The organism is Geodermatophilus sp. SYSU D00696 (genome assembly GCF_054050235.1).
The window spans coordinates 1-25,118 of sequence record NZ_JBJGYY010000015.1; the positions used below are offsets into that span (position 1 = coordinate 1).

Consider the following 25,118-nt stretch of genomic DNA (forward strand, 5'->3'; position numbering starts at 1 on the left):
CTCCGCTGCGCCCCCCGCCGACGAGAACCCGCCATCCCCACCCGCCCGGCCCCCCCCCCCCCCCACATCCCGACCAGCCGGCGGGACGGGCGCCGGCCCGGCGTGGGCGTGGGCGTGGGCGTGGGCTCAGCGCTCCTGGTCGGTGGGGCGGACGAGCACCTCGTTGACCGCGACGTGCGGCGGCTGGCTGACCACGTACACGATCGCGCGGGCGACGTCGGCGGCCTGCAGCGGTGTCATCCCGCCGACCATCCGCTGCGTCGCCGCCTTCGCCTCGGGCTGGGTGATGTGGTCGGTGAGCTCGGTGGCCACCGCGCCGGGTTCGACGAGGCTGACCCGGACGCCACGGGTGGTCACCTCCTGCCGCAGCGACTCGCTGAAGGCGTTCACCGCCCACTTGCTCGCGTTGTAGACACCCGCTCCCTTGCGGGCGGTGCGGCCGGCGACGCTGGAGACGTTCACGACGTCGCCCGAGCCCTGCTCGAGCATGCCGTCGATCGCCGCGTGGGTCAGGTACATCAGGCCCAGCACGTTGGTCGACAGCATCCGCCGCCAGTCCTCGACGTCGGCGCCGACGATGGTGCCCAGCAGCATCACCCCGGCGTTGTTGACCAGGACGTCGAGCCCGCCGAGCCCCTCGCGCGTGCGGTCGACGGCGTCCCGGCAGGCGGTCTCGTCGGTGACGTCGAGGTCGAGGGTGAGCACCCGGGCGCCGTCGTCGCGCAGCCTCCCGGCCAGCGCCTCCAGCCGGTCGGCGCGCCGCGCACCGATCGCGACGGCGGCGCCGGCCCGCGCGAGCGCCACGGCGGTGGCCTCGCCGATCCCCGACGACGCACCGGTCACCAGGGCGACCCTCCCGGACAGGGGCCGGCCGACGTCGGTCATGCGATCCTCCTCCCGCGCCGCCCGGTGCGGCGTCCCGGACAGCCTGCGCCCGCGCGGGGGATCCGGCAGCGCAGAACCGGACCGGTGGGCAGTCAGACGCGGAGGAGCACCCCGCGGCGCAGCAGCGCGGCGCAGACCGCCCACACGACCACGACCGACAGCACCGCGCGGAGCCAGGCGGCCGCGACCGCCCCGGTCACCGAGCTCAGCCAGGCGTCGACCGCGGGCTGGACCGCGTGCGCCAGGACCGCGCGGAACACGACCTCGGAGAACACGAACGCGACGATCGCGTTGGCGCCGAGCACCCCCAGCGGCCGGAACGGGCGCACGACGCCGCGCTCGTCGACCAGCCGGTGCACCACGGCCAGCGCGAGCAGCCCGATGCCGCCGGTGACCAGCACGAACGACGGCGACCACAGCCGCTTGTTCACCGGTACCACCGGGGCGAGCGCCAGCCCGGTGGCCAGCAGCGCGGCCCCGCCCGCCGAGAGCCGCGCCAGGGCCGCCCGCCCGCCGCCGGAGGCCAGCACGCGCCCGGCGAGCACGCCGAGGAAGACCGTGACGGCGCTGCCGAGGTAGGAGTGCGGCGTCTCGGCCGAGAACGGCAGGCCGAGCGCGGCGTCCACGGTGTGCCCCCACGACCGGTCGGGCGCGGCGCCGCCGGCGACGGTGGCCACGCCGAGGGCCACCAGCACCCCGGCCGCGGTGGCGACCTGCGCCGGACCCGGCAGCCGGAGCAGCAGCCAGCACAGCAGGTACGCGCCGGCGACGTGCCCGAGCACGCCCACCCCGACGGTGGCCGACCCGTGCTTCGCCGTGACCACCAGCCAGCCGAGCACGGTGAGCCGGACGACCCGGGCGAGCACCGGCCCGGGGCGGCCGGCCCGCCGGGAGAACGGGACCGAGACCCCCACCACCAGCAGGAAGACCGGGAAGACGACGTCGGCGACGTGCAACCCGTCCCACGCCGCGTGCTCCATCTGGTCCGGCATCGCGGTGCTGCCGCGGTTGTCGACCAGGAGCATCCCGATGACCGCGAGGCCGCGCAGCACGTCCACCCCGCGCAGCCGTGGCACCACCCGCAGCGGCGGCGCCCCGACCTCCCCGCGGGAGGCCCCCGGCCGGGTCGTCACCCCCTCACGCCAGGCCGCTCACTCCGGCGGCAGGACGACGCCGAAGCCGCAGACGGCCAGCCGCAGCAGCACCGGCCCGCCGCGCCGCAGGTCGGCCACCCGCGCGGCGGCGGCCGCCTCAAGCTGGGCCACCCGGCGGGCGTAGGCGTCGGGGCCGCGCAGCCGGGCGGCGTGCAGCGCCTCGGTGTTGGCCCACACCTTGCGCCGGGACTCCCGCAGCAGCGCGCGGGCGGCGGCCCGGTTGGCCCCGCCCATCAGGCGGTCCAGGGCGGTGCGCCGGCTCCCGCCCGCCTCCAGCGCCCGGTCCTCCTCGCTCACCCGCCCGGCGAGGACCTCGTCGATCCGCTCGTGGTCGCGCCGGCGGGAGTCGAGCAGCCGCGGGTCGGCGAAGTCGGCCGGACCGATGACCCGCACCAGCGACTGCGGCAGGTCGTAGTTGATGTGGGCGTTCATGCCCAGCAGCACGTGGCCCTCGGGCCGGGTCGCCGCGCCGGTGCCGAACGCCGCCCGCCACGGCGCCGGCGGGGTCGCCGGGTCGCGCCGGTGCGCCTCGAGGGCGTCGAGGTAGAGCCCGGCGAAGTCGACGTCCCAGGCGCTGACCCAGTCCGGGTCCTCGAAGCGCCCGTCGTCGATGGCCGCGCCGACGGCCTGCGTGGTGCGCAGGTAGGTACCGAGGAAGTGGCGGGCGGGGTCGCCGTCGGCGGTCAGCCCGTCGAGCACCCCCTGCATGCGGTCGATGAGCTCGTCCACCGGCGCGGTCACGACCGCGATGCTGCCCGGCGCGGACGGGCTCCGCAGGTCAGCGGTCGAGCAGGCCGGGGAGCCGCTCGAGCGCCGCGGTGAGCAGCGCGGGCAGGTCCTCGGCGGAGCCGGCCAGCCAGTCGGCCTGGGCCACCTCGAAGCAGGCGAGCGCGAGCTTCGCCAGGAGCAGCGCCTCGCCGGACGCGACGCCCCTGGCGGCCAGCCCCTCGGCGAGCGCGGCCTCCCAGCGCCGGTGCTTCGCGGCCGCGCGGGCGGCCAGCGCCGGCACGGTGCCGACCACCCGCTCCCGGGTGAGCAGCAGGTCCCGCAGCGGGGCCACCTGCTCGGCGATCGCCACGGCGGCGGCCCGCAGCGCCGTCCAGGGCGGCAGCTCCGGCGGCACCTCGGCGACGGCGACCGTGGCGGTGGCCGGCAGGTCGTCCTCGAGGCCGAAGAGCAGGTCCTCCTTGTCGGCGAACAGCCGGAACAGGGTGCTGCGCGAGACGTCGGCCGCCGCGGCGACCTGCTCGGTGCTGGTGGCCGCGTACCCCTGCTCCGCGAACAGCGCGACGGCCCGGCGGGTCACCTCGGCCCGCGCCTGGCGCGTGACTACCCGGCGTGGGCCCGGGCGACCTACCGCGGCCTCACCCCGCTGCTCGAGCGGATGCCGGGCGCACAGACACCCGAGCGCGCCGCGACCCAGCTCGCGGCGGTGGTGACCGACTCGGGTGGGACCAGTGGCCGCCACGTCGAGCGCGGCACCGAGGCGCCGTCGTCGCCGGAGAGCCTCGACCCCGGCCGGGCGCGCGAGCTGTGGGACGTCAGCGACGAACTCGTGGGGCTGTCACCCGCCGACCGGAGCGCCTAGACCAGGGCGTCGAACCCGTCGTCGGGCGGCAGCAGGCCCGCGTCGACCGGCGGCCGGTGCGGCTGGTCGAGCCCCCGCATGCGCGCCGCGTGCAGCGCCAGCAGCAGGTTCAGCCGCAGCGTCGGGTCGGTCGTGAAGGGACCCAGCAGCCGCTCCAGCTTGCCGATCCGGTAGCGCATCGTGTTGTAGTGGAAGTGCAGCCGGCGGGCGGACTCGGCCACGTTGAGGTTGGTCTCCAGCAGCACCCGCAGCGTCTCGCGCAGGTCGGCGGAGTCGGGGTCGCCGGCATCAGCCAGCGAGCCGAGCACCTCGTCGACGTAGGACCGCAGCTCCGTGCTGTCGGGGATGAGCGACAGCAGCCGGAAGACACCGAGCTGGTCGAAGTGCGTGACGGTGGCCGGGCCGTGGATCTCCTGGCCGACGCCGAGCGCCCGCTGCGCCTGCTGGTATGCCTCGCCCAGGGCCGACAGTGACTCCGCCGGCCGACCGATGCCGGTGGCCAGCACACGGCCCACCCGCCGGACCCGGGCGTTGACCCGGCTGGTCACGGCCGTCACCAGGGCGGTGATCTCCTCGGGCGTGCGGCCGTCGAGCGGCAGCACCGTGACGATCTCGGTCGACAGGCCCGCCACCGCGGCGCCGGTCACCTCCGACTCCAGCGCCATCCGCCAGCCGTCGGCCAGCCGGTCGAGGACGTCGAGGGCGCGGGTCGGGTCGGCGGCGGGGTCGGCGGCGGTCTCGGTGGCGGTCACCAGGACCACGACCGGCCCGTCGAGCCGCCAGCCGAACGACCGGGTCTGCGCCAGCGCCCGCTCGGTGTGCCGCAGCGACCCGGCGACCAGCCGGCGCACCAGGTCGCCCTGGAAGCGCAGCTCCACCGAGTGCACGGCCTGCTGCCGGATGACCGACAGCGCCGAGACGACGGCGGCGCGCTCGAGGACACCGCCGGCGCCGACCACCATCTGACCGCTGCGGTGCACCGCCACCAGCCAGCCGTGCCGGTGCTCGCCGGCCATGATCGGCGCGACGGCGTACTCCCCCACCCCGCCGGGCAGCTCGTGGTGGCCGGGCACGAGCAGGATCCCGTCGGCCGGGGACAGGTCGGCGTCGGCGAGCACGTCGGCCGGGGTGACGACGGTCTGGTCGGCGCGCACGCCCGAGAGCCGGTGGGCCGGGGCCATCATCGCCAGCTCGTCCTCGGCCTCGGCGTCGAGCAGCCACAGCCAGTCGCTGATCTCGGCGACGTCCTCGGGCGGCCCGGCGGTGGTGACGATCTCGCGGTCGGGACCGAGCCCGAGCACCGCGGCGCCCTCGAGGTAGGTGGCCAGCCGGTCGGTGACCTCGGCCAGGCCGCCGCCGCTGAGCGCGACGTCGATGAACTGGTCGTGCATGCGGGCCGAGAGGGTGAGCGCCTCGCCCTGCTTGCGCACGACCGCGCCCAGCACCTCCGACACCGCCTCGTCCATGCGCACGGTCGGCGGCAGCGCGAGCACCGGCAGCCCCCGCCGGTCGGACTCGGCGAGCACCTCGGCGGGCACGGCGGGCGGGCCCTCGGTCCGGCGGTAGGCCAGCGCGGCGGTGCCCAGGTGGTCGAGCCGGTCGACCAGCGCCCGGCAGTCGGCGGGGTCGGCGGGGGGCAGCCGGGCGCCCAGGACGACGACCACGTCGGCGCCGGCGGTGGCCAGTGGCGCCGCGGGGTCGTCGACGACCATGTGCCGCACGAGGCGGTCCAGGCCCGAACGGCCGGCGACGACCTCGACCCCGGCCAGGCGGGGCAGCCGCAGCGCCTCGGCGACCCGCAGGCCCACGCGGTCGCGCCACTCGTTCCGCGGGGTCGCCGACCGCGCCGCGCCCGCCGTCTGCCATCCCCGGTGGAACGACATGGGTGCGGTGGGGTAGGACCCTGAGGTCATCGAGACCTCACCCTGCGTCACGACTCGCCCTCCTAATGGGCCTGTGGCGTTCTCGAGTTGCTGGAACCTGGCAGGTGTGCCTGGACGGCACCCCCCATTCTTGGTCACATTCGCCATACGAGGACGTGCGACGCGCCGCTTAGCTTCGAAGCCGGCCAGTTCCCGTCCGCTGGATGGTAGGCGGTCGCCGCACGCGGTGCCCTCCCCCCTCCTCCGGACGGGACCGGCCCCGTGGGGGACCCGAGCGGAGGGTCGCTCCCATTGTCCCGACGGGGAAGGACACAGCGGATGCGCACCATCGACCACACCAGCAGCGGGAACGGCAGCGGCACCACGGGGATGGGACGGGCGGCCCGCGCCGGCGTCCCGGTGATCCCCCTCCCGCGCGCCTCGGTCCAGGAGACGCTGCGCACCGCGCCGCCGGCCCGCGCCGCCTCCGCCGTCCCGTCCTCGGCCAGCACCGGCGTCGCCGACCTGCTCCGCGGCCCGGTGCGCCCGGCCCGCGTGCTGATGAGCGCCCCGGCGGCGGTGTACCTGCAGGTCCCCACCGACCGCGGCAGCGACGTCGTCGGGGTCCTGACCAGTGACGCCGCCCGGCTCCCCCTCGGCTGCATCCTGTTCCGCCCGAGCAACGGCCGGCCCCTGGCCGCCCTGCCCAGCGGCGCCCCCGCCGAGGTGGGCGGCGGGCGGATCGTCGTCGGCGACCTCGTGGTCCGCGCCGCGGCGTGGTGGGACCCGCGGCCGCGGCTGCCCAGCGCCCGCCCGGCGCTGCTCCCCGAGGGCGTGCGCCAGCTGCGCAGCACCCTCTACGGCGAGGGCGTGCCGCACAGCGCGTTCACGCTGCCGGGCCTGCCCGCCGGTCCCGGTGGTCCGCTCGCGGCGCTGCGCGGCGCGGTCCGCCGTGCCGACCTCGACGCCGCGCTGCGCACCGCGGCCCGGCTGATCGGCCTCGGCCCCGGCCTGACCCCGGCCGGCGACGACGTCATGGCCGGCACGATGGCCGGGCTGGTCCTCCTCGGGCACCCGTCCGCCGAGCGCTTCGCCGCCGGCGTCTACTCGCTGGCCGCCGGCCGCACCACGGAGCTCTCGCGGGCGCTGCTGCGGCACGCGGCGGCCGGGCGGGTCAGCGGCGAGTACGCCGCGGTCCTGCAGGGCCTGGTCGGTGAGCGGCCGCTCGGCCCGGCGATCCAGGGCCTGCTGGCCACCGGCTCGACCAGCGGCCGGGCGATGGCGCTGGGCCTGTGCACCGCGATCGACCTGGTCGACCGGACCACCCGCGTGCGCTGACCGAAGGTCCGACGGCGGCCCCCTCCCCACCCGGGGAGGGGGCCGCTGCCGTGTGGCGGCCCTCCCGTGCTCCGAGGGTGTGCGCGGGCGCCGGGTTCCCGGCCCCGGAGTGCGGCCTCGGCGCACACCCTGCCCGCTCGCCTCAGCCGGGCAGCTCGTCGACGCCGACCGGGCCGGGCAGCAGCGGGCCCAGGCCGTCCCACTGCTCGATCAGGCAGCCGTCGGTCCGCGACAGCGCGACGTCGACCGGGGCGCCGTCCCAGCTGCCGGTGACCCGGGCGGTCTGCGGCCCGCCGTAGACCTCGGTGCACGCGACGTCGGCCGGCAGCGGCGCGAACGGGTCCTCGAGACCGGCCAGGTGCGCGCACGCGGCGCCCGGGTCGGGGTGGTCGCCGCCGGGGGTCTCCCCGCACGTGAGCGTGTACCGCTCGGCGGTGCCGCCGTCACCGGGGTCGACCTCGACGACCAGCTCGTCACCCGGCGGCGCGGTCGCCGTGCCGGGGCCGGAGGTCCCGCTCCCCCGCTCGGCGCACCCGGCCAGCGCCACGAGCGCCACCGCGAGCACGAGGGTGCGCACGGCGTCAGAGGCGGCAGGCGTGGATGCTGGTGACCAGGATGGCGCGGGCGCCGACGTCCCAGAGCTCGTCCATGACCCGGTTGGTGTCGGTCTGCCGCACCATCGCGCGCACCGCCGACCAGCCCTCGGTCTGCAGCGGGCTGACCGTGGGCCCCTCGAGACCCGGCGTGAGCGCGGTGGCCCGCGCGAGCAGCTCGTTGGGGCAGTCGTACTCGAGCATCACGTACTGACGGGCGACCAGGACCCCGCGCAGCCGGCGCCGCAGCTGGGCGACGGCGGGGATCTCCCCGGCGCCCTCCCGGCCCACGAGCACCGCCTCGCTGGTCAGCAGCGGCTCGCCGATGATCCGCAGGCCCGCGGCGCGCAGCGTCGTCCCGGTCTCGACGACGTCGCAGACCGCGTCGGCCACCCCGAGCCGGCAGGCGGTCTCCACCGCGCCGTCGAGCTTCACCACGCCGGCCTTGATGCCCTGCTCCTCCAGGTGGTGCTGCAGGAGCACGGGGTAGGCGGTGGCGATCCGCCGGCCGGCCAGCTGCTCGACCGAGTCGATGCCCGACTCCACGGGGCTGGCGAAGCGGAAGGAGGACCGGCCGAAGCCCAGCGGCATGACCTCGACCGCGGCCGGGCCCTCGCCGTCGACCGGGGTGGTCTCCAGCAGCATGTCGCGGCCGGTGATGCCGACGTCGAGCGTGCCGGAGGCGACGTAGACGGCGATGTCGCGCGGGCGCAGGTAGAAGAACTCGGTGTCGCTGTCGGGGTCGTAGACCGCGAGGTCCTTGGTGCTGCGCCGCTGGCGGTAGCCGCTCTCGGCGAGCATCGCGGCCGCGGGCTCGCTGAGGACGCCCTTGTTGGGCACGGCGACTCGCAGCACGGCGGTTCTCCTGTGGGGGTCGGTTCAGAGGTGGGTGTAGACGTCGTCGAGGGTCAGCCCGCGGGCCAGCATGAGGACCTGCACCCGGTAGAGCAGCTGGCTGATCTCCTCCGCCGTCCGCTCGGGGCCCTCGTGCTCGGCGGCCATCCAGGACTCCGCCGCCTCCTCGACCACCTTCTTGCCCGCGGCGTGCACGCCGTCGCGGACGGCGGTGACCGTGCCCGAGGCGGGATCACCGGCGGCGACCTTGGCCGACAGCTCGGCGAACAGGTCGTCGAAGCGCTTCACGCCAGCCCCTGCCCGACGGCCGGGGTGACCTGGAAGCCGGTGGTGTGCCGCGGGGTCCTCAGCTCGCGGAGGGTCAGCGCGGTGGCCAGGGCGGCGATCGCGGCCTCCCAGCCCTTGTCCTCCGCCGAGCCGGGCAGGCCCGCGCGGTCGCGCGCCTGCTGCTCGGTGTCGCAGGTCAGCACGCCGTTGCCGACGGGCTTGCCGGCGTCGAGCGCGACCCGGGTCAGGCCCGCGGTGACCGCGTCGCAGACGTACTCGAAGTGCGGCGTGCCGCCTCGGACGACCACCCCGAGCGCGACGACGGCGTCGTGCCGCTCGGCCAGCGCCTGGGCGACCACCGGCAGCTCGACGGCACCGGGCGCGCGGACGACGGTCGGCTCGGCGATGCCGCTGGCCCGCGCCGCCGCCACCGCGCGGGCCAGCAGGCTGTCGGTGAGCTCGGCGTGCCAGGTGGTGGCCACGATGCCCAGGGAGAGCCCGGCGGCGTCGACCGCTCCGGCCTCGGGGCGCCCCTCACCACTCACAGCCGCTGCTCCGTCTGCCCCCGGGGCACGTCGGCGCTGCTCGCCGCGCCGCCGACGGGGACGTCGGCCGGACCGGACTCGGTCTCGGGCTCGATGATGTCGAGCAGGTGCCCCATCCGGTCGCGCTTGGTGCGCAGGTAGGACAGGTTCTCGGCGGTGACGTGGCTGGGCAGCGGCACGCGGCCGGTGATCCGGAGCCCGTAGCCCTCGAGGCCGGCCCGCTTGGCCGGGTTGTTGGTCAGCAGCCGCATGGTGTGCACGCCGAGGTCGACGAGGATCTGCGCGCCGGTGCCGTAGTCGCGGGCGTCGGCGGGCAGGCCCAGGTCGAGGTTGGCGTCGACGGTGTCCACGCCGGCGTCCTGCAGCTGGTAGGCCTGCAGCTTGTGCAGCAGGCCGATCCCCCGGCCCTCGTGCCCGCGGATGTAGAGCACGACGCCGCGACCCTCCTGGGCGACGGCGGCCAGCGCGGCCTGCAGCTGCGGGCCGCAGTCGCAGCGCAGCGAGCCGAACACGTCGCCGGTGAGGCACTCGGAGTGCACCCGGACCAGCACGTCCTCGCCGTCACCGACCTCGCCGTAGACGAAGGCGACGTGCTCGCGGTCGTCGTAGGAGCTGCGGTAGCCGACGGCGGTGAAGGTGCCCGGTCCCAGCGGCACGGTGGCCTCGGCGACCCGCTCGACGAGCTTGTCGAACCGCTTGCGGTAGGCGATCAGGTCGGCGATCGAGATCAGGCACAGGTCGTGCTCGTCGGCGAAGACCCGCAGCTCCTCGGCGCGCGCCATGCCGGTCGGGTCCTTCTCGCTGACCAGCTCGCACAGCGTCCCGGAGGGCCGCAGCCCGGCGAGGACGGCGAGGTCGACGGCGGCCTCGGTGTGCCCGGGCCGGCGCAGCACGCCGCCGTCCTTCGCGCGCAGCGGCACGATGTGGCCGGGGCGGGCGAGGTCGGCCGAGGAGGTCCCGGCGTCGGCGAGCAGCCGGATGGTGTGCGCCCGGTCGGCCGCCGAGATGCCGGTGGTCACACCCTCGCGGGCGTCGACGGTCACGGTGTAGGCGGTGCCGCGGCGGTCCTGGTTGACCCGGAACATCGGCGGCAGGTCGAGCCGGTCGGCGTCGGCCTCGGTCACCGAGACGCAGATGTAGCCCGAGGTGTAGCGGACCATGAACGCCACCAGCTCCGGGGTGACGAGCTCGGAGGCGAAGATGAGGTCGCCCTCGTTCTCCCGGTCCTCGTCGTCGATGACCACGACGGGGCGGCCGTCCTTGATCGCGGCGATGGCGCTCTCGACGGTGTCCAGGCGGACCGTGCCGGTCATCGGCGGGCTCCCAGCAGGCGTTCCACGTACTTGGCGATCACGTCGACCTCCAGGTTGACCGGGTCCCCCGGGGCGCGGCCGCCCAGCGTGGTCTCGCGCAGGGTGGCGGGGATGAGGCTGACCTCGAACCACGGCTCGGGGTCGTCGGCCGCGCTGAGGGCGCTGACCGTCAGGGAGACGCCGTCGACGGTGATCGAGCCCTTCTCGACGACGTAACGGGCCAGCTGCGGGGGCAGCGACACCCGCACGACGTCCCAGTGCTCGCTCGGCGAGCGGGACAGCACGGTGCCGACGCCGTCGACGTGACCCTGCACGACGTGCCCGCCGAGGCGGCCGGAGGCGCTGACCGCCCGCTCGAGGTTGACCGGGTCGCCGCCGCCCAGGCCCCCGAGGCTGCTGCGCCGGAGGGTCTCGGCCATGACGTCGGTGGACCACACCGCCGTCCCGTCGCCGTCGGGCTCGACGCCGGTGACGGTCAGGCAGACGCCGTTGACCGCGATCGAGTCGCCCAGGGAGACGTCCTCGAGCACCCGGCGGGCGCGGATGCGCAGCACCGCGGCGTCGGCGGAGTCCTCGCGCACGACGAGGGTGCCGACCTCCTCGACGATGCCTGTGAACACCCTCAGTCCCTCCTGTCCGCGTACCGCTCGTCCCCAGTGTGCCGGGTGGGCCGCAGGCGGAGCGCCACGTCCCCGCCCAGCACGGTGACCTCGCGCACCTCGAGGGGGAGCGCCGCGCCGATCGTGCTGATTCCCAGGTCCCCCACGAGGGAGGGCCCGGCGCCGAGCAGCTTCGGGGCGAGGTGCACGACCGCCTCGTCGACCAGCCCGGCACGGAGGAAGGCGGCGGCGAGGGTCGGCCCGCCCTCGAGCAGGACCCGTCGGACGTCGCGGTCGAACAGCTCGGCGAGCAGCTCGGCGGGGCCCGCGGCGCGGCTGACGTGGGTGGGCGCGGCGCCGTCGAGGACCCGGGCGGTCGCGGGCAGCCGGCCGCGCCGGTCGTGCACCACGCGCAGCGGCTGGCGGGCGGCGTCGCGGCCCTCGGCGTCGCGGACGGTGAGCTGCGGGTCGTCGGCCAGGGCGGTGCCCGACCCGACGACGACGGCGTCGCAGGTGGCGCGCAGCGCGTGGACCGCGGCCCGGGCGACCGGCCCGGTGATCCAGCGGCTGGTGCCGTCGGCGGCGGCGACCCGCCCGTCGAGGGTGGCCCCCACCTTCCAGACCACGAACGGCCGGGACTCGCGGACGCCGGTGAGCCACGCGGCCAGCGCGCCGTCCTCGGCGGCCTCCCGCTCCACGCCCAGCTCGACGTCGACCCCGCCGGCCCGCAGCCGGTCGGCCCCGCCGACGGCGAGCCGGGTGGGCTCCGGGACCGCGACGACGACGCGCGCGACCCCGGCGGCGAGCAGCGCGTCGGCGCACGGCCCGGTGCGGCCGGTGTGCGCGCACGGCTCGAGGGTGACGACGGCGGTGCCGCCGCGGGCGCGCTCCCCGGCCTGCGCCAGCGCGTGCACCTCCGCGTGCGGCCCGCCGGGCGGCGAGGTGGCCCCCTCCCCCACGACCGCGCCGTCGGCGTCGAGGACCACCGCGCCGACGGGCGGGTTGGGGCTGGTGGTGCCGAGGACCGACCGCCCGAGCTCGCGCGCCCGGGCCATGGCGGCTCGTTCCCGGGGACTCACCCGACGACGGCCGCGGCGGCCCGGTCGCGCAGCGCGGCGATGGCCCGGGCGGGGTCGTCGGCGCCGTAGACGGCCGAGCCCGCGACGAAGACGTCGGCGCCGGCCTCGGCGGCCCGCTCGATGGTGTCGGCGTTGATGCCGCCGTCGACCTCGACCAGCAGCCGCAGGTGGCCGGTGTCGACCAGCTCGCGGGCGCGGCGCACCTTGGGCAGCACGTCGGCGATGAAGGCCTGGCCGCCGAAGCCGGGCTCGACGGTCATGACCAGCAGCGTGTCGAAGTCGCGGAGGACCTCCTCGTACCGCTCCAGCGGCGTGCCTGGCTTCACGGCCAGGCCGGCCAGTGCCCCGGCGGCGCGGATGTCGCGGGCGACGTCGCGGGGGTCGCCGGTGCAGGCCTCGGCGTGCACGGTGACGTTGCGGGCGCCGACCTCGGCGTAGCCCGGGGCCCAGCGCTCGGGCGCCTCGATCATGAGGTGGCAGTCCAGCGGCACCGGGCTGACCTTCTGGATCGCCTCGACCACCGGCCGGCCGAGCGTCAGGTTGGGCACGAAGTGGGCGTCCATGACGTCGACGTGCAGCCAGTCGGCGTCGGCCACCCGGGCCACCTCGTCGGCCAGCCGGGCGAAGTCCGCGGACAGCAGGCTGGGGGCGATCATCGGGGTGCGGGCCACGTCGTCCGAGTCTAGGTGCGGCGTGATCAGCGCCGTCCGGCGACGGACCACGGCCTCCCCGGACCCGCGGGTCTCGAAATGTAACCGTCCGATAACGCCGGGTGGACTGCACCACAGCCGTTACCTACGGTCAGCCCGGGTTGTCACAGAGTGATATCGGTGGAACCGCACCGGTTGACGGCAGCCCTCAGCCGACTACGGGAGACGGTCCTTGAAGAAGAGAGTTCTTCCCCTGGTCGTGGGTGCCGCGCTGGTCGCGGCGATGCCCGCGACCGCCAACGCGGCCCCGCCACCGGAGGAGCCCGCCGCGGCGCCCGACCGGGCGCACGACCTGCCCAACCCGCTGGGTGACAAGCAGCGGGAGCTGCGTGAGCAGGCCCTCGAGGAGGTCCTGTCCGGCGAGGCCACGCCGCGCGGCGACAACAAGGTCGTCGAGGTCGCCCGGGGCCAGTACGTCGAGCTCGCCCAGACCGACAGCGACGCGATCTGGACCGTCCTCGGCGAGTTCGGCGACCTGCCGCACAACCAGATCCCGCGGCCGGACCGCAGCGTGGACAACACCACGATCTGGACCGAGGACTTCTCGCAGCCCTACTTCGACCGGCTGCTCTACAGCTCCGAGGCCGGGGTCAACTCGGTCGCCAACTTCTACGAGGAGCTGTCCTCGGGCCGCTACACCGTCACCGGCGAGGTCGAGGACTGGGTCACCGTCGACGACCACGACGCGTCCTACTACGGCGAGGGCGACGACGGCCGCCGCCCGTGGGAGTTCGTCAACGAGTCGGTCAACACCTGGTACGCCGACCAGCTGGCGGCCGGGAAGACCGCCGCGGAGATCGACGAGTACCTGTCCCAGTTCGACGTGTGGGACCGCTACGACCACGACTCCGACGGCGACTTCGACGAGGCCGACGGCTACATCGACCACTTCCAGGCCGTGCACGCGGGCATGGGCGAGGAGGTCGGCGGCGGCGCCCTCGGCGCGGACGCCATCTGGAGCCACCGCTGGTACAACCAGACCACCCGGGTCGGGGCCGGCGGCCCGACCGTGGACGGCGGGACCAACCCGCTCGGCGGCACGCAGGTCGGCCAGTCGAGCTACTGGATCGGCGACTACACGATCGAGCCCGAGAACGGCGGCGTCGGCGTCTTCGCCCACGAGTTCGGCCACGACCTCGGCCTGCCCGACCTCTACGACACCTCCGGCAACAGCGGCGGCGCGGAGAACAGCACCGGCTTCTGGTCGCTGATGTCCTCCGGCTCCTACGGCAACAGCGGTGAGCCCGCGGACGGCATCGGCACGCGGCCCACCCACATGGGCGCCTGGGAGAAGCTCCAGCTGGGCTGGCTGGACTACGAGGTGGTGCGGCCCGGCGCCACGGCCAACGTGCGGCTCGGCCCGTCCACCGCGACCACCAGGCAGGCGCAGGCGCTCGTCGTCCTGCTGCCCGACCGCGAGGTCACCACGGACATCGGGGACCCCTACGAGGGCGCGGACTTCTGGTACTCGGGCCAGGGCGACGACCTCGACCACACCATGCTGACCGCCAAGCCGGCCGGCGCGACGACGCTGACGGCGCAGGTCCGCTACCAGATCGAGCAGGACTGGGACTACGCCTACGCCGGGTACGTGCAGAACGGCACCTTCACGCCGCTGCCGACCAGCCGGTCGACGACCACCGACCCGAACGGCCAGAACGCCGGCCACGGCATCACCGGCAGCACCGGCGGCCAGTGGGTGGACCTCACCGCCGACGTCAGCGCGGTCCCGGACGGTGCCCAGGTCGGGTTCCGCTACTGGACCGACGGCGCCGCCGTCGAGCCCGGCCTGCAGGTGGACGCCGTCGCCCTCGGCGGCACCCCGGTGACCGACTGGACCCTCGACGGGTTCACCGTCACCACCGGCACGGCGACCGAGCGGTTCTTCAACGCCTACCTCGCCGAGAACCGCACCTACACCGGCTACGACGCCGGTCTGCGCACCGGCCCGTACAACTTCGGCGACCCGGCGCGCGCGGACTGGGCCGAGCGGCTGCCCTACCAGGACGGCCTGCTGATCAGCTACTGGAACACCCAGTACGAGGACAACAACGTCGGCGCCCACCCGGGTGGCGGGCTGGTCCTGCCGGTCGACGCCCACCCCGGGCTGCTGTACGAGCCCACCGACGACGAGGGGACGAACCGCAGCGACGGCGAGAGCTGGCGGCCGCGGATCCAGTCCTACGACTCGACCTTCGGGCGGCAGGCGACGGACCGGATCACGCTGCACGACCCGGACACCGGGGCGGCCGGCACCTACGGCGGGCTGCCCGCCGTGCCGACCTTCGACGACACGCAGGACTGGTACGTGGCGCCGGGTGAGCAGCCCGACGCCAACGGCTGGGCCGGCGTGGACGTCCCGGAGACCGGCACCCGGATCACCGTGGTGAGCACGGGCGCGCAGGACACCTTCATGCAGGTGCGGGTGAACTGACCCGCAGGCCCAGGACGGCCCCCCGGCGCACGCCGGGGGGCCGTTCGGCGTCCGGGCGGGTGCTCAGCCGCGGTCGGGCAGGGCGTTCCACTCCGCCCAGGTCAGGTCGCGCCCGACGTACCGCGGCGCGCGCAGCGGCCACCGCTCGGCCAGCCAGCGCGGCACGAACTCGTCCAGGGCCCGCTCCACGTCGGAGCCGACCAGCCGGTCGACCACCCACCACGACACCTCGGCGTCGGCGTCCCCGGCCTTGCTCGGGGGATCGATGTAGAGGCAGCCGAGCAGCTCGGCCTCGTCGTCCTCGAACAGGCCGTACAGGAAGCTCTCGTGGGCCTCGATCTCCCGCTCGTGGTGGGCGAGGTCCTCCCGGTCGGCCTCGATCGTCATGTGCGCCGGGGGCCAGCCCCATGCCTCGCCGTAGATGCTCCACAGCCGCTCGCGGGAGCCCATCACGGCGGGGAAGTCGATCTCGGTGTCGGCCGGGCCCATGGGCCGCAGGTGCTGCCCGGTGGGCAGGTCCGCGCGCAGCGGGTGGACGAAGTCGTCGGGGAGCCAGGGCTTCGCGGGCGAGGTCACGGCGGGGCAGGGTAGGCGACCGACGCCGTCCGCGGTGGGTGCACGCAGCGCGACCGCGGCCGCTCGGTGGCGGCGGTGCGTGCATGAACCGCCGCCACGGCGGGCCCCGGGCGGTCAGCGGGTGCGGCGCAGCAGGGCCAGGAACATCGCGTCGGTGCCGTGCCGGTGCGGCCACAGCTGGCCGTAGCGGCCCCGCTCGACGCCGGGGACCCCGGGGAACAGCGGCGCCACGGGCAGCACCTCGACGTCGCCGCGCGCGGCGGCGGCGTCGGCGACCGCGACGGTCTCCGCGGCGTGCGGCGAGCAGGTCACGTAGGCCACGACCCCGCCCGGCCGCACGGAGGCCAGCGCGCCGTCGAGCAGCGCCGTCTGCAGGTCGACCAGCGGGGCGACGTCGTCGGCCGTGCGGCGCCAGCGCACCTCCGGCCGCCGGCGCAGCGCGCCCAGCCCGGTGCACGGCGCGTCGAGCAGCACCCGGTCGAACGAGCCCGGCGCCCACGGCGGCTGCCGCCCGTCGGCCACGAGCACCTCGACGTCGTCCTCCCCCGCCAGCGCCCCGCGGACCAGCTCGGCGCGGTGCGGCGCGCGGTCGGCGGCGGTGAGGTGCACCCCGGCCGGGCGGACGGCGGCCAGCAGGCCGGCCTTGCCGCCGGGGCCGGCGCAGACGTCGAGCCAGCGCGCGTCGGGGCCCTCCAGCGGCGCGCGGGCCAGCAGCAGGGCGGCGAGCTGGCTGCCCTCGTCCTGCACCGCCGCCGCGCCCGCGCGCACCGACGGCAGCCGCCCGGGGTCTCCCCCGCCGAGGCGCACCGCGTACGGCGACCAGGGACCCGGCGTCCCGCCGGACTCCTCGGCGAGGGCGTCGCGGGCCACCCGGCGGGCGACCAGGTGCACCTCGGGGGCGGCGTCGTCGGCGAGCAGGGCGTCCTCGAGCTCGGCGCCGCCGCCGAGGGCCTCCCGCCAGGCAGCCACGATCCACGCGGGGTGGTCGGTGGCCAGGCCCAGCCGGCGATCGCCGTCGGCGTCCAGCCGGGCCAGCCACGCGGCCCGGTCCCCGCCCGCCGCTACCCTCCGCAGCACGGCGTTGGCCAGCCCCGAGGGCCCGGCGCCGACGATCGCGCGCACCAGGTCGACGGTGGTGGCGACGGCGGCGTGGGCGGGCACCCGGAGGTCGACCACCTGGTAGGCCCCCAGCCGCAGGAGGTCGAGCAGGCGGCGGTCGAGCTCGGCGAGCGGGCGGTCGACCACCTGCTCGAGGACGGCGTCGAGGGTGCCCTGCGCCCGCAGCGTCCCGTAGGCGAGCTGGGTGGCGAAGGCGGCGTCGCGCGGCTCGAGGTCGCGCTCGCGCAGCAGCTGGGGCAGCAGCAGGTTGGCGTAGGCGTCCCGGCCGGAGACGCCGTCGAGGACGTCGTAGGCGGTCAGCCGGGCACCGTCGAGGGGCGGGCGGCGGGGCGGGCGGCGGTCCCGGCGCCCTCCGCGCGGGCCGGCCGGGCGGCGGGGCGGGCCGGTCACGTCCCGAACCGCTCGCCCGGCGCCGGGCGGGCGCCGCGCGCCCAGTCGGCGGCCGGCTGCAGCCGCTTGCCGGCCGGCTGCACCTCCCCCAGCCGGACCGACCCGCGGCCGGTGCCGACGACGACGCCGCCCGGGCCGACCGACAGCTCACCAGGCGCCAGCGCCAGCGCCGTCGGCAGCGGCTCGACCGGCCCGAGGCGGAAGCGGCCGCCGCGCCAGGTGGTCCACGCGCCCGGTGCCGGGGTCACCCCGCGCACCCGGCGGTCGACGACGTGCGCCGGCAGGTCCCAGTCGACGCGGGCGTCGGCGGGCTCGAGCCGCGGAGCCAGGCTGACGCCCTCGGCCGGCTGGGGCCGCGGCTCGAGCGTGCCGGTGGCGATGCCGTCGAGGGTGGCCACCAGCAGCCGGGCGCCGCTGACCGCGAGGCGGCCCAGCAGGTCGCCGGCGGTGTCGCGGGGGCCGATCTCCTCGGTGACCACGCCGTACACCGGCCCGGTGTCGAGGCCCTGCTCGAGCCGGAAGGTGCACGCGCCGGTGACCTCGTCGCCGGCCATGACCGCGTGCTGCACGGGCGCCGCGCCGCGCCAGGCCGGCAACAGGGAGAAGTGCAGGTTGACCCAGCCGTGCGCGGGCAGGTCGAGCGCGGCGGGCGGGACCAGCGCGCCGTAGGCCACCACCGGAGCACAGTCGACGGCGAGGTCGGCCAGCCGCGTCAGGAACTCCGGCTCGCGCGGCGAGCGGGGCTGCAGCACCGGCAGGCCGGCGGCGTCGGCGCGCTCGGCCACCGGGGAACGGCTCACCTTCCGGCCGCGGCCGGAGCGGGCGTCGGGCCGGGTCAGCACGGCGACCACCTCGTGGTCGGAGGCCAGCAGCGCCTCCAGCGAGGGGACGGCGGCCTCGGGCGTCCCGGCGAACAGGAGCCTCAGTGGGGGCTCACCTCCACCCGCGGCACCCAGGCGGCCATGCCGGCCCACTCCGCCTCGGCCAGCGCGGCCAGGGCGGCGGCCCGCGCCCCGGGGTCGAGCCGGTCGACGAAGACGACGCCGTCGAGGTGGTCGACCTCGTGCTGCACCGCGCGGGCGAGCAGGTGCGAGCCCTCCACCCGCACCGGGTCGCCGTGCTGGTTCCAGCCGGTGGCGACCACGTGCAGGTGGCGGCGGCAGTCGAAGCGGTAGCCGGGGATGGACAGGCACCCCTCGGGCTCCTCCTCGGTCTCGTCGCCGACGAGGTCGACCGAGGGGTTGACCAGGTGCCCGACCTCGCCGTCGACGTGCCAGGTGAACACCCGCAGGCCCACCCCGATCTGCGGTGCGGCCAGGCCCGCGCCCCCGGCGGCGTGCATGGTCTCGGTCAGGTCGGTGACCAGGCGGCGCAGGTCGGCGTCGAAGTCGACGACGGGGGCCGCGGGCCGGTGCAGGACCGGGTCGCCGAGCAGCCGGATGGGGGTGACGCTCACCGGTCGATCGTAGGTGGGGCCGTCCCGTGCACGTCCGCGGAGTTGCCCGTGCGCACTTCCGCGGAGGTGCACTTCCGCGGACGTGCACGCGTCGGGTTCTGCTCGCGGGCGGATCCCGGACGGGGCTCGCGCTGCCGAGTGAACCGTCGTCGCGGCTCTCCACGGCGTGTCGGCGCGTGTCGCCGGCCGCAACTGCCCACTCGGGGGCGCGGACCGAGGGGCGGGAACAGCCTCCCTCAGACCAGCTCGAGCGGGTCGAGCTGGACCCGCACGTGCTCGCTCGCCTTGCGGGCGCTGCGGACGCCCTGGACCTCGGCCAGCGCGGTCGCCAGCGCGGTGCCCTCGCCGCGCGGCACCCGCACCAGGTAGCGCTCCCGCTCGCCCTCCTGCCCCGGCCGCGGCGGCTCGGGGACGGGGCCGAGCAGGTCGGCGTCGGCGGGCAGCCGGGCGGCGTCGAGGAACTCCGCCAGCGCCGCCGGGGACCCCGACAGCGCGGCCATCCGGGTGGCCGGCGGGAAGCCGAGCGCGCGGCGGTCGGCCAGCTCCCGCGCCGCCAGCCAGCCCGGGTCCCAGCGCACCAGCGCCTGGACGACGGGGTGCGCGCCGTCGGCGGCGACGACGACCGTGCCGGAGGAGCGCACCAGGGTGGCCGCGTTCATCCAGCGGCGCAGGGTCTCCTCGCCGGCCCGCAGGTCGGCCCGGCCCAGCAGCGCCCACGAGTCGAGCAGCAGCGCCGCGCCGTAGCCGCCCTCGGCCACCGGCTCCGCGCCGGGGGTGGCCACGACCAGCGCCGGCCCCGCGGGCACCGCGGCGAGCACGCCCGACCCGCGCCCGGACACCCGCACCGCGGCGCCCGGGAACGCCCGGCCCAGCTCCTCGGCGGTCCGCGCCGCGCCGACGACGGAGGCGCGCAGCTTGGTGCCGTGGCAGTGCGGGCAGTCGAAGGTGGTCGCCGGGCGGGCGCACCAGCGGCAGGCGGGGATGCGCGAGCCGCCCGGCCCGGGGGTGGGCGCGATGCCGAGCGGGCCGGAGCACACCGCGCAGCGGGCCGGGGCGCGGCAGCGGTCGCACGAGAGCCCCGGGGCGTACCCGGCGCGCGGCACCTGCACGAGCACCGGGGCGCCGTCGGCCAGCGCCTGGCGGGCCACCCGGTGGGCGAGGCTGGGCAGCCGGGCGGTGCGGGCGGCGGGGTCGCGGGCCAGCTCGGAGTCCTCGCCCAGCGCCTGGACCCGCGGGGCGGCCGCGCGCAGGGTGGCGCGGTCGGCGGCCAGCTCGTGCGCCCAGCCGCTCTCGACCAGCAGCGCGGCCTCGGCGGTGCGTGCGGTGGCCGCGACGACGGCCGCGCACGAGGCCAGGTGGGCGCGGTGCACGAGCACGTCGCGGGCGTGCGCGTAGGGCGCCCGGGGCTCGGCGTGCAGGTCGTCGCCGTCGTCCCAGACGGCCACCAGGCCGAGGTCGGCGACCGGCGCGAACGCTGCGGCGCGGGTGCCCAGCACCACCCGGGCACTGCCGCGGGCGGCGTCGAGGAAGCGCCGGTAGCGGGCGTCGGGGGCGGCGTCGGCCCGCAGGACCACGAACGACCCCGGCGGCAGGACGGCGCCGGCCGCGGCCTCCAGCCGGTCGAGGTCGCGCCCGTCGGGGACCACGACCAGCGCGCCGCGCCCGCCCGAGAGCGCCGCCCGGCACAGCTCGGCCAGCCGCGCCGGCCAGTCCTCGCCGGGCAGCGCGGTCCACACCGCACGTGCGGACCGCCCCTCGGCGACGGCGGCGAGCAGGGCCGGGCCGGTCGGGTAGCGGGCGAAGCCGGCCGGGTCCGGCGGCGTCGGCGGTGGCGGGGGCTCGGCCGGCGGGCGCTTCTCGGCGGCGGCGCGGCGCGGCGGGACGGCCAGCCGCAGGACGTCGGTCAGCGTGCCGCCCCAGCGCTGGGCGACCGAGCGGGCGAGCGCGGCCACCTCGGGGGTGAGCACCGGCTCGGGCGAGACCAGCTTCGCCAGCGGGGCGAGCTTGCGGTCGGTGCCGGTGGTGTCGGCCAGCTCGAGCACGAACCCGTCGACGAGCTGCCCGGCGAAGCGCACCCGCACCCGGCAGCCGGGCCGGACCTCGCCGGCCATGTCGTCGGGGACGGTGTAGTCGAAGGGCCGGTCCAGGTGGGCCAGCGGCACGTCGACGACGACCCGGGCCACCCGCGGCGGCCCCGCGCGGAGGCTCGCCCCGAGCTCGCGAGGGGGAAGGGGCGCGGCTTCCTTCGACAGCGCTGTTCTCCGTTCGGCGGGGTCGTGTCGCAGCAGTGTCCCCGCCGGGTACGACGGTCCCGGGGTTCAGCCGACGGCCGAGCGCAGCGCCTCGACCCGGTCGGTGCGCTCCCAGGGCAGCTCGACGTCGGTGCGGCCGAAGTGGCCGTAGGCGGCGGTCGGCCCGTAGATCGGCCGCAGCAGGTCGAGGTCGCGCACGATCGCGCCCGGGCGCAGGTCGAACACCGTGGTGACCGCCTTCTCCAGGACGTCGTCGGGGACGGTGCCGGTGCCGTGGGTGTCGACGAACAGGCCCACCGGGTGCGCGGCGCCGATCGCATAGGCCACCTGCACCTCGCAGCGGCGCGCCAGGCCCGCGGCGACGACGTTCTTGGCCACCCAGCGCATCGCGTAGGCCCCCGACCGGTCGACCTTCGACGGGTCCTTGCCGGAGAACGCGCCGCCGCCGTGGCGGGCCATGCCGCCGTAGGTGTCGACGATGATCTTCCGGCCGGTCAGGCCGGCGTCGCCCATCGGACCGCCGATGACGAACTTGCCGGTCGGGTTGACCAGCAGCCGGTAGCCGTCGGTGGGCAGGCCCAGCTCGGCGAGCTCGGGCTCGACGACGAGCTCCTGCACGTCGGGGGTGAGCAGCTGCTCGATGGAGATGTCCTCGGCGTGCTGCGAGGAGACGACGACGGTGTCGACGCCGACCGGCCGGTCGTCCTCGTAGACGACGGTGACCTGGGTCTTGCCGTCGGGGCGCAGGTAGGGCACCGAGCCGTCCTTGCGGACCGCCGCCAGCCGGCGCGACAGGCGGTGGGCCAGCGCGATCGGCAGGGGCATGAGCTCGGGGGTCTCGTCGGTGGCGTAGCCGAACATCAGGCCCTGGTCGCCGGCGCCCTGGCGCTCGATCTCGTCGTCGGCGGTGCCGGAGGTGCGCGCCTCGTAGGCGGTGTCGACGCCCTGGGCGATGTCGGGCGACTGGGCGCCGATGGAGACGCTCACGCCGCAGGAGGCGCCGTCGAACCCCTTGCGGGAGGAGTCGTAGCCGATCCGCAGCACCGTCCGGCGCACGATGTCGGCGATGTCGACGTAGCCGGCGGTGGTGACCTCGCCGGCGATGTGCACCTGCCCGGTGGTGATCAGCGTCTCCACCGCGACCCGGCTGCGCGGGTCCTGGCGGAGCATCTCGTCGAGGATCGCGTCGCTGATCTGGTCGGCGATCTTGTCCGGGTGGCCCTCGGTCACCGACTCGGACGTGAAGAGGCGGCGTGGCACTCGGTTCTCCCTGGTTCGGTGACGGGCTCGCGGGCGGTGGGTGGGTCACGGGCGGCGTCCCCCCGCCGCGTGAGCACGGTACCGGCGCGCCTCCGGGACAGCAGCCGGCGGTCAGGCCAGGCGGGGCAGCACGGCCTGCCAGACGGCCGCGGCGACGGCGTCCTTGGTGCCGTGCGGCACCTCGGTGGCGCTGCCGTCGGCGGCCAGGACGACGGCGGCGTTGTCCGGCCGGCCGAACACCCCGCCGCCGGAGACGTCGTTGACGACCAGCAGGTCGCAGCCCTTGCGGGCGAGCTTGGCGCGGGCGTGGGCGAGCACGTCGCCGTGCTCGTCGCCGGTCTCGGCGGCGAAGCCGACGACCAGCTGGCCGGCGGCGCGCTTGGTGACCAGCTCGGCGAGCACGTCCGGGTTGCGCACCAGCGGCACGCTGTCGGGCTCGCTCGCGCTGTCCTTCTTGAGCTTCGTGGCCGCGACCGTGGCCGGCCGGAAGTCGGCGACCGCGGCGGTCATGACCACGACGTCGGCCTCCGGGGCCTCGGCGAGCACCGCGGCGCGCAGCTCCTCCGCCGTCCCCACCGGGACGACGCGGACGCCGAACGGCGCGGGCAGGTCGACGTTGGCCGCCACCAGGGTGACCTCGGCGCCGCGGGCCGCGGCCACCCGGGCCAGCGCCCAGCCCTGCCGGCCCGACGAGCGGTTGCCCAGGTAGCGCACCGGGTCCAGCGGCTCGCGGGTGCCGCCGGCGCTGACCACGACGCGGCGCCCGGCGAGGTCGGCGCGCAGCACGTCGGCGCCGGCGGTGAGCGCCACCTGCGCGAGCGCGGCGACGTCGGCGGGCTCGGGCAGCCGGCCGGGACCGGAGTCGGGGCCGGTCAGCCGGCCCACGGCCGGCGGCAGCACGACCGACCCGCGGCGGCGCAGGGTGGCCACGTTGTCCTGGGTGGCCGGGTGCAGCCACATCTCGGTGTGCATCGCCGGGACGAAGACCACCGGGCAGTGCGCGGTGAGCAGCGTCGCGGTGAGCAGGTCGTCGGCGCGGCCGGCGGCCGCGCGGGCCAGCAGGTCGGCGGTGGCCGGGGCGACGACGACGAGGTCGGCGGTCTGCCCGATCCGGACGTGGGCGACCTCGGGGACGTCGGACCACACGTCGGTGGTGACCGGGTGACCCGACAGCGCCTCGAAGGTGGCCGCCCCGACGAAGTGCAGCGCGCCCGGGGTGGGGACGACGCGCACGTCGTGCCCGGCCTCGGTGAGCGCGCGCAGCAGCAGCGCGGCCTTGTAGGCGGCCACCCCACCGGCGACGCCCAGGACGATCCGGCTCATGTGCCCCATCCTCCCGCAGACACGGCGACGCCCCCGGCACCAGGTGCCAGGGGCGTCACTCGCACGGGGCGCGACAACCGGTGGGAACGCCACCAGCCGCGGCCCCGGTCCAGAGGCTCACCCCGGGCTCGCGAGGGGTGAGGAGGACCGGGGTCCTCCTAGTTCTCGCCGGCGGTGTGGGTCAGCAGACCCTCGTTGATCTCGCGCAGGGCGATCGACAGCGGCTTCTCCTGCGGCGCGGTGTCGACCAGCGGGCCGACGTACTCCAGCAGGCCCTCGGAGAGCTGGCTGTAGTAGGCGTTGATCTGCCGCGCGCGCTTGGCGGCGAAGATCACCAGGCCGTACTTGCTGCTGGTGCGCTCGAGCAGCTCGTCGATCGGCGGGTTGGTGATGCCCTCGGGGGCGGGTGCGACTCCGGACACGGGCGCGGGACTCCTCGGCTGGCTCGACGGGGGTGAGGGGCCTCGGGGGGCCGGTCACTCGGGCGCGCCGGTCGTCCCGGACGACGGCGCAGCTAGCAAGGATACCAACTCGTCCGCGGCCCGGGTGACGTCGTCGTTGACCACCACGACGTCGAACTCGCCGGCGGCGTCCAGCTCGGCCTGCGCGATGGCCAACCGGCGCTCCTGCACCGCCGGGGGCTCGGAGCCGCGGCCGGCCAGCCGGCTGACCAGCTCGGCCCACGACGGCGGGGCGAGGAAGACCAGCTGGGCGTCGGCGTCGCGGGCGCGGACCTGGCGCGCGCCCTGCAGCTCGATCTCCAGCAACGCCGGCGCCCCGGTCGCGAGTCGCTCGCGGACCGGGGCGGCCGGTGTGCCGTAGCGGTTGCCGGCGTACTCGGCCCACTCGAGCAGGCCGTCCTCGGCGACGAGCCGGTCGAACTCGGCGTCGTCGACGAAGTGGTAGTGCACCCCGTCCACCTCCCCGGGCCGGGCCCGCCGGGTGGTCACCGACACCGAGACCCACACGTCGGGGTGCCGGCGGCGGACCTCGGCGACGACGGTGCCCTTGCCGACCCCCGAGGGACCGGAGAGCACCGTCAGGCGCGCCGGGACGGGGGTCGGGAGGGCGGTCGGCAACGGGAGGTCCCTCGTGGTGCTGGTGTCGGACGGGGCGTGCGGCACCGGACCTCAGGCCGTGGAGTCGGCGGGCACCTGGTCGGGGACCACCTGCTCGCCGCCGAACTCCGCCTCCAGGGCGCGGCGCTGGTTGGCGCCCAGGCCGCGGACCCGGCGGGTCGGGGAGATCTCGAGCCGCTCCATGATCTTCGCAGCACGGGCCTTGCCGACGCCGGGCAGGGACTCCAGGACCGCGGAGACGCGCATCTTGCCGATCACCTCGTCGGTGTCGCCCTGGCGCAGGACGTCACCGACCGTGGCGCCCTTGCTCTTGAGCCGCTCGCGCAGCTCGGCACGTGCCTTGCGGGCCGCGGCGGCCTTCTCCAGGGCGGCGGCGCGCTGTTCCGGGGACAGGTCAGGCAGGGGCATGGTGCGTCCCAATCGTGTCGTCGCAGGGGTTTC

Annotated in this window: 26 protein-coding genes; 3 read left to right on the top strand and 23 right to left on the bottom strand. The window is 76.6% G+C overall.

Annotated elements, in window-relative coordinates:
* Positions 1-126 precede the first annotated feature (126 nt).
* From ACI79O_RS11295 to ACI79O_RS11310, 4 genes are all read right to left on the bottom strand, one after another.
* Complete coding sequence (locus ACI79O_RS11295; protein WP_456888276.1) at positions 127-885, bottom strand: SDR family NAD(P)-dependent oxidoreductase; 759 nt, start codon at positions 883-885, stop codon at positions 127-129.
* 92 nt (positions 886-977) lie between these two features.
* Positions 978-2,018: a heparan-alpha-glucosaminide N-acetyltransferase domain-containing protein gene (locus ACI79O_RS11300; protein WP_456914177.1), complete on the bottom strand. Its 1,041-nt coding sequence runs from the start codon at positions 2,016-2,018 to the stop codon at positions 978-980.
* 18 nt (positions 2,019-2,036) lie between these two features.
* Positions 2,037-2,780 (bottom strand): DUF5995 family protein, encoded by a 744-nt coding sequence (locus ACI79O_RS11305; RefSeq protein ID WP_456914178.1) that lies wholly within the window; start codon positions 2,778-2,780, stop codon positions 2,037-2,039.
* Between the two features lie 37 nt (positions 2,781-2,817).
* Positions 2,818-3,345 carry a helix-turn-helix domain-containing protein gene (locus ACI79O_RS11310; protein ID WP_456914179.1) on the bottom strand — a complete coding sequence of 176 codons (528 nt, stop codon included), beginning with the start codon at positions 3,343-3,345 and terminating at the stop codon, positions 2,818-2,820.
* A 78-nt stretch (positions 3,346-3,423) separates the two neighbouring features.
* Here ACI79O_RS11310 and ACI79O_RS11315 point away from each other — a divergent pair, with 78 nt between their 5' ends.
* Positions 3,424-3,627 (top strand): hypothetical protein, encoded by a 204-nt coding sequence (locus tag ACI79O_RS11315; protein ID WP_456914180.1) that lies wholly within the window; start codon positions 3,424-3,426, stop codon positions 3,625-3,627.
* On the opposite strand, the gene ACI79O_RS11320 is transcribed toward ACI79O_RS11315, so the two are convergent.
* Complete coding sequence (locus tag ACI79O_RS11320; RefSeq protein ID WP_456888266.1) at positions 3,624-5,561, bottom strand: PucR family transcriptional regulator; 1,938 nt, start codon at positions 5,559-5,561, stop codon at positions 3,624-3,626. The genes ACI79O_RS11315 and ACI79O_RS11320 overlap by 4 nt on opposite strands.
* Before the next feature lie 267 nt (positions 5,562-5,828).
* Between ACI79O_RS11320 and ACI79O_RS11325 the strand changes: the two genes are divergently transcribed.
* A complete protein-coding gene (locus ACI79O_RS11325) occupies positions 5,829-6,827 on the top strand; it encodes a DUF2877 domain-containing protein (RefSeq protein ID WP_456888264.1) in 999 nt (332 codons plus the stop codon).
* A 142-nt stretch (positions 6,828-6,969) separates the two neighbouring features.
* Here the strand turns inward: ACI79O_RS11325 and ACI79O_RS11330 are convergent, their stop codons facing one another.
* Genes ACI79O_RS11330 through rpe form a run of 8 tightly spaced genes read right to left on the bottom strand, consistent with a single transcriptional unit; the run spans position 6,970 to position 12,749 of the window.
* Positions 6,970-7,404 carry an SSI family serine proteinase inhibitor gene (locus ACI79O_RS11330; RefSeq protein ID WP_456888262.1) on the bottom strand — a complete coding sequence of 145 codons (435 nt, stop codon included), beginning with the start codon at positions 7,402-7,404 and terminating at the stop codon, positions 6,970-6,972.
* Positions 7,405-7,408: 4 nt separating this feature from the next.
* Entirely contained in the window at positions 7,409-8,275 is an 867-nt protein-coding gene (gene hisG / locus ACI79O_RS11335) for an ATP phosphoribosyltransferase (protein WP_456888260.1), read from the bottom strand.
* Positions 8,276-8,299: 24 nt separating this feature from the next.
* A complete protein-coding gene (locus ACI79O_RS11340) occupies positions 8,300-8,563 on the bottom strand; it encodes a phosphoribosyl-ATP diphosphatase (protein WP_456876612.1) in 264 nt (87 codons plus the stop codon).
* Entirely contained in the window at positions 8,560-9,087 is a 528-nt protein-coding gene (gene ribH / locus ACI79O_RS11345; protein ID WP_456888258.1) for a 6,7-dimethyl-8-ribityllumazine synthase, read from the bottom strand. The genes ACI79O_RS11340 and ribH overlap by 4 nt, the downstream gene beginning before the upstream one ends.
* On the bottom strand, positions 9,084-10,400 hold the full coding sequence (locus ACI79O_RS11350) for a bifunctional 3,4-dihydroxy-2-butanone-4-phosphate synthase/GTP cyclohydrolase II (protein ID WP_456888257.1): 1,317 nt from the start codon (positions 10,398-10,400) through the stop codon (positions 9,084-9,086). The genes ribH and ACI79O_RS11350 overlap by 4 nt, the downstream gene beginning before the upstream one ends.
* Positions 10,397-11,020, bottom strand: a complete 624-nt coding sequence (locus tag ACI79O_RS11355; protein WP_456876609.1) for a riboflavin synthase — start codon at positions 11,018-11,020, stop codon at positions 10,397-10,399. The genes ACI79O_RS11350 and ACI79O_RS11355 overlap by 4 nt, the downstream gene beginning before the upstream one ends.
* A 2-nt stretch (positions 11,021-11,022) precedes the next feature.
* Positions 11,023-12,054: a bifunctional diaminohydroxyphosphoribosylaminopyrimidine deaminase/5-amino-6-(5-phosphoribosylamino)uracil reductase RibD gene (ribD, locus tag ACI79O_RS11360; protein WP_456914181.1), complete on the bottom strand. Its 1,032-nt coding sequence runs from the start codon at positions 12,052-12,054 to the stop codon at positions 11,023-11,025.
* Positions 12,055-12,074: 20 nt separating this feature from the next.
* Positions 12,075-12,749: a ribulose-phosphate 3-epimerase gene (rpe, locus tag ACI79O_RS11365; RefSeq protein ID WP_456876607.1), complete on the bottom strand. Its 675-nt coding sequence runs from the start codon at positions 12,747-12,749 to the stop codon at positions 12,075-12,077.
* Positions 12,750-12,960: 211 nt separating this feature from the next.
* Between rpe and ACI79O_RS11370 the strand changes: the two genes are divergently transcribed.
* Positions 12,961-15,222: an immune inhibitor A domain-containing protein gene (locus ACI79O_RS11370; protein WP_456914182.1), complete on the top strand. Its 2,262-nt coding sequence runs from the start codon at positions 12,961-12,963 to the stop codon at positions 15,220-15,222.
* 63 nt (positions 15,223-15,285) lie between these two features.
* On the opposite strand, the gene ACI79O_RS11375 is transcribed toward ACI79O_RS11370, so the two are convergent.
* The 10 genes from ACI79O_RS11375 to mihF form a co-directional block, all read right to left on the bottom strand.
* Positions 15,286-15,798 carry a hypothetical protein gene (locus tag ACI79O_RS11375; RefSeq protein ID WP_456914183.1) on the bottom strand — a complete coding sequence of 171 codons (513 nt, stop codon included), beginning with the start codon at positions 15,796-15,798 and terminating at the stop codon, positions 15,286-15,288.
* Positions 15,799-15,912: 114 nt separating this feature from the next.
* Complete coding sequence (locus tag ACI79O_RS11380; protein ID WP_456914184.1) at positions 15,913-17,307, bottom strand: RsmB/NOP family class I SAM-dependent RNA methyltransferase; 1,395 nt, start codon at positions 17,305-17,307, stop codon at positions 15,913-15,915.
* The gene (fmt, locus tag ACI79O_RS11385) at positions 17,304-18,281 is read right to left on the bottom strand and encodes a methionyl-tRNA formyltransferase (protein WP_456914185.1); all 978 of its coding nucleotides are present in this window, start codon (positions 18,279-18,281) and stop codon (positions 17,304-17,306) included. Before fmt ends, ACI79O_RS11380 begins: the two co-directional genes overlap by 4 nt.
* Positions 18,230-18,763 (bottom strand): peptide deformylase, encoded by a 534-nt coding sequence (def, locus tag ACI79O_RS11390; protein ID WP_456914186.1) that lies wholly within the window; start codon positions 18,761-18,763, stop codon positions 18,230-18,232. Before def ends, fmt begins: the two co-directional genes overlap by 52 nt.
* 236 nt (positions 18,764-18,999) lie before the next feature.
* Positions 19,000-20,946 (bottom strand): primosomal protein N', encoded by a 1,947-nt coding sequence (locus ACI79O_RS11395; protein ID WP_456888246.1) that lies wholly within the window; start codon positions 20,944-20,946, stop codon positions 19,000-19,002.
* Positions 20,947-21,081: 135 nt separating this feature from the next.
* Entirely contained in the window at positions 21,082-22,275 is a 1,194-nt protein-coding gene (metK, locus tag ACI79O_RS11400; protein ID WP_456876600.1) for a methionine adenosyltransferase, read from the bottom strand.
* Positions 22,276-22,386: 111 nt separating this feature from the next.
* The gene (gene coaBC / locus ACI79O_RS11405) at positions 22,387-23,598 is read right to left on the bottom strand and encodes a bifunctional phosphopantothenoylcysteine decarboxylase/phosphopantothenate--cysteine ligase CoaBC (RefSeq protein WP_456914187.1); all 1,212 of its coding nucleotides are present in this window, start codon (positions 23,596-23,598) and stop codon (positions 22,387-22,389) included.
* A gap of 158 nt (positions 23,599-23,756) precedes the next feature.
* Entirely contained in the window at positions 23,757-24,020 is a 264-nt protein-coding gene (rpoZ, locus tag ACI79O_RS11410; protein WP_012949163.1) for a DNA-directed RNA polymerase subunit omega, read from the bottom strand.
* Between the two features lie 54 nt (positions 24,021-24,074).
* Positions 24,075-24,677, bottom strand: coding sequence for a guanylate kinase (gene gmk, locus ACI79O_RS11415; RefSeq protein WP_456888243.1), 603 nt, complete (start codon positions 24,675-24,677; stop codon positions 24,075-24,077).
* 51 nt (positions 24,678-24,728) lie between these two features.
* On the bottom strand, positions 24,729-25,085 hold the full coding sequence (mihF, locus tag ACI79O_RS11420) for an integration host factor, actinobacterial type (protein WP_456876597.1): 357 nt from the start codon (positions 25,083-25,085) through the stop codon (positions 24,729-24,731).
* Positions 25,086-25,118: the final 33 nt, after the last annotated feature.

What these genes read in the sequence shown, in the direction of transcription:
- ACI79O_RS11325 (WP_456888264.1), top strand. Translation starts at nt 5,829, where the DNA reads ATGCGCACCATCGACCACACCAGCAGCGGGAACGGCAGCGGCACCACG.
- ACI79O_RS11350 (WP_456888257.1), bottom strand. Translation starts at nt 10,400, where the DNA reads ATGACCGGCACGGTCCGCCTGGACACCGTCGAGAGCGCCATCGCCGCG.
- ribD (WP_456914181.1), bottom strand. Translation starts at nt 12,054, where the DNA reads ATGGCCCGGGCGCGCGAGCTCGGGCGGTCGGTCCTCGGCACCACCAGC.
- coaBC (WP_456914187.1), bottom strand. Translation starts at nt 23,598, where the DNA reads ATGAGCCGGATCGTCCTGGGCGTCGCCGGTGGGGTGGCCGCCTACAAG.
- mihF (WP_456876597.1), bottom strand. Translation starts at nt 25,085, where the DNA reads ATGCCCCTGCCTGACCTGTCCCCGGAACAGCGCGCCGCCGCCCTGGAG.
- ACI79O_RS11295 (WP_456888276.1), bottom strand. Translation starts at nt 885, where the DNA reads ATGACCGACGTCGGCCGGCCCCTGTCCGGGAGGGTCGCCCTGGTGACC.
- ACI79O_RS11315 (WP_456914180.1), top strand. Translation starts at nt 3,424, where the DNA reads ATGCCGGGCGCACAGACACCCGAGCGCGCCGCGACCCAGCTCGCGGCG.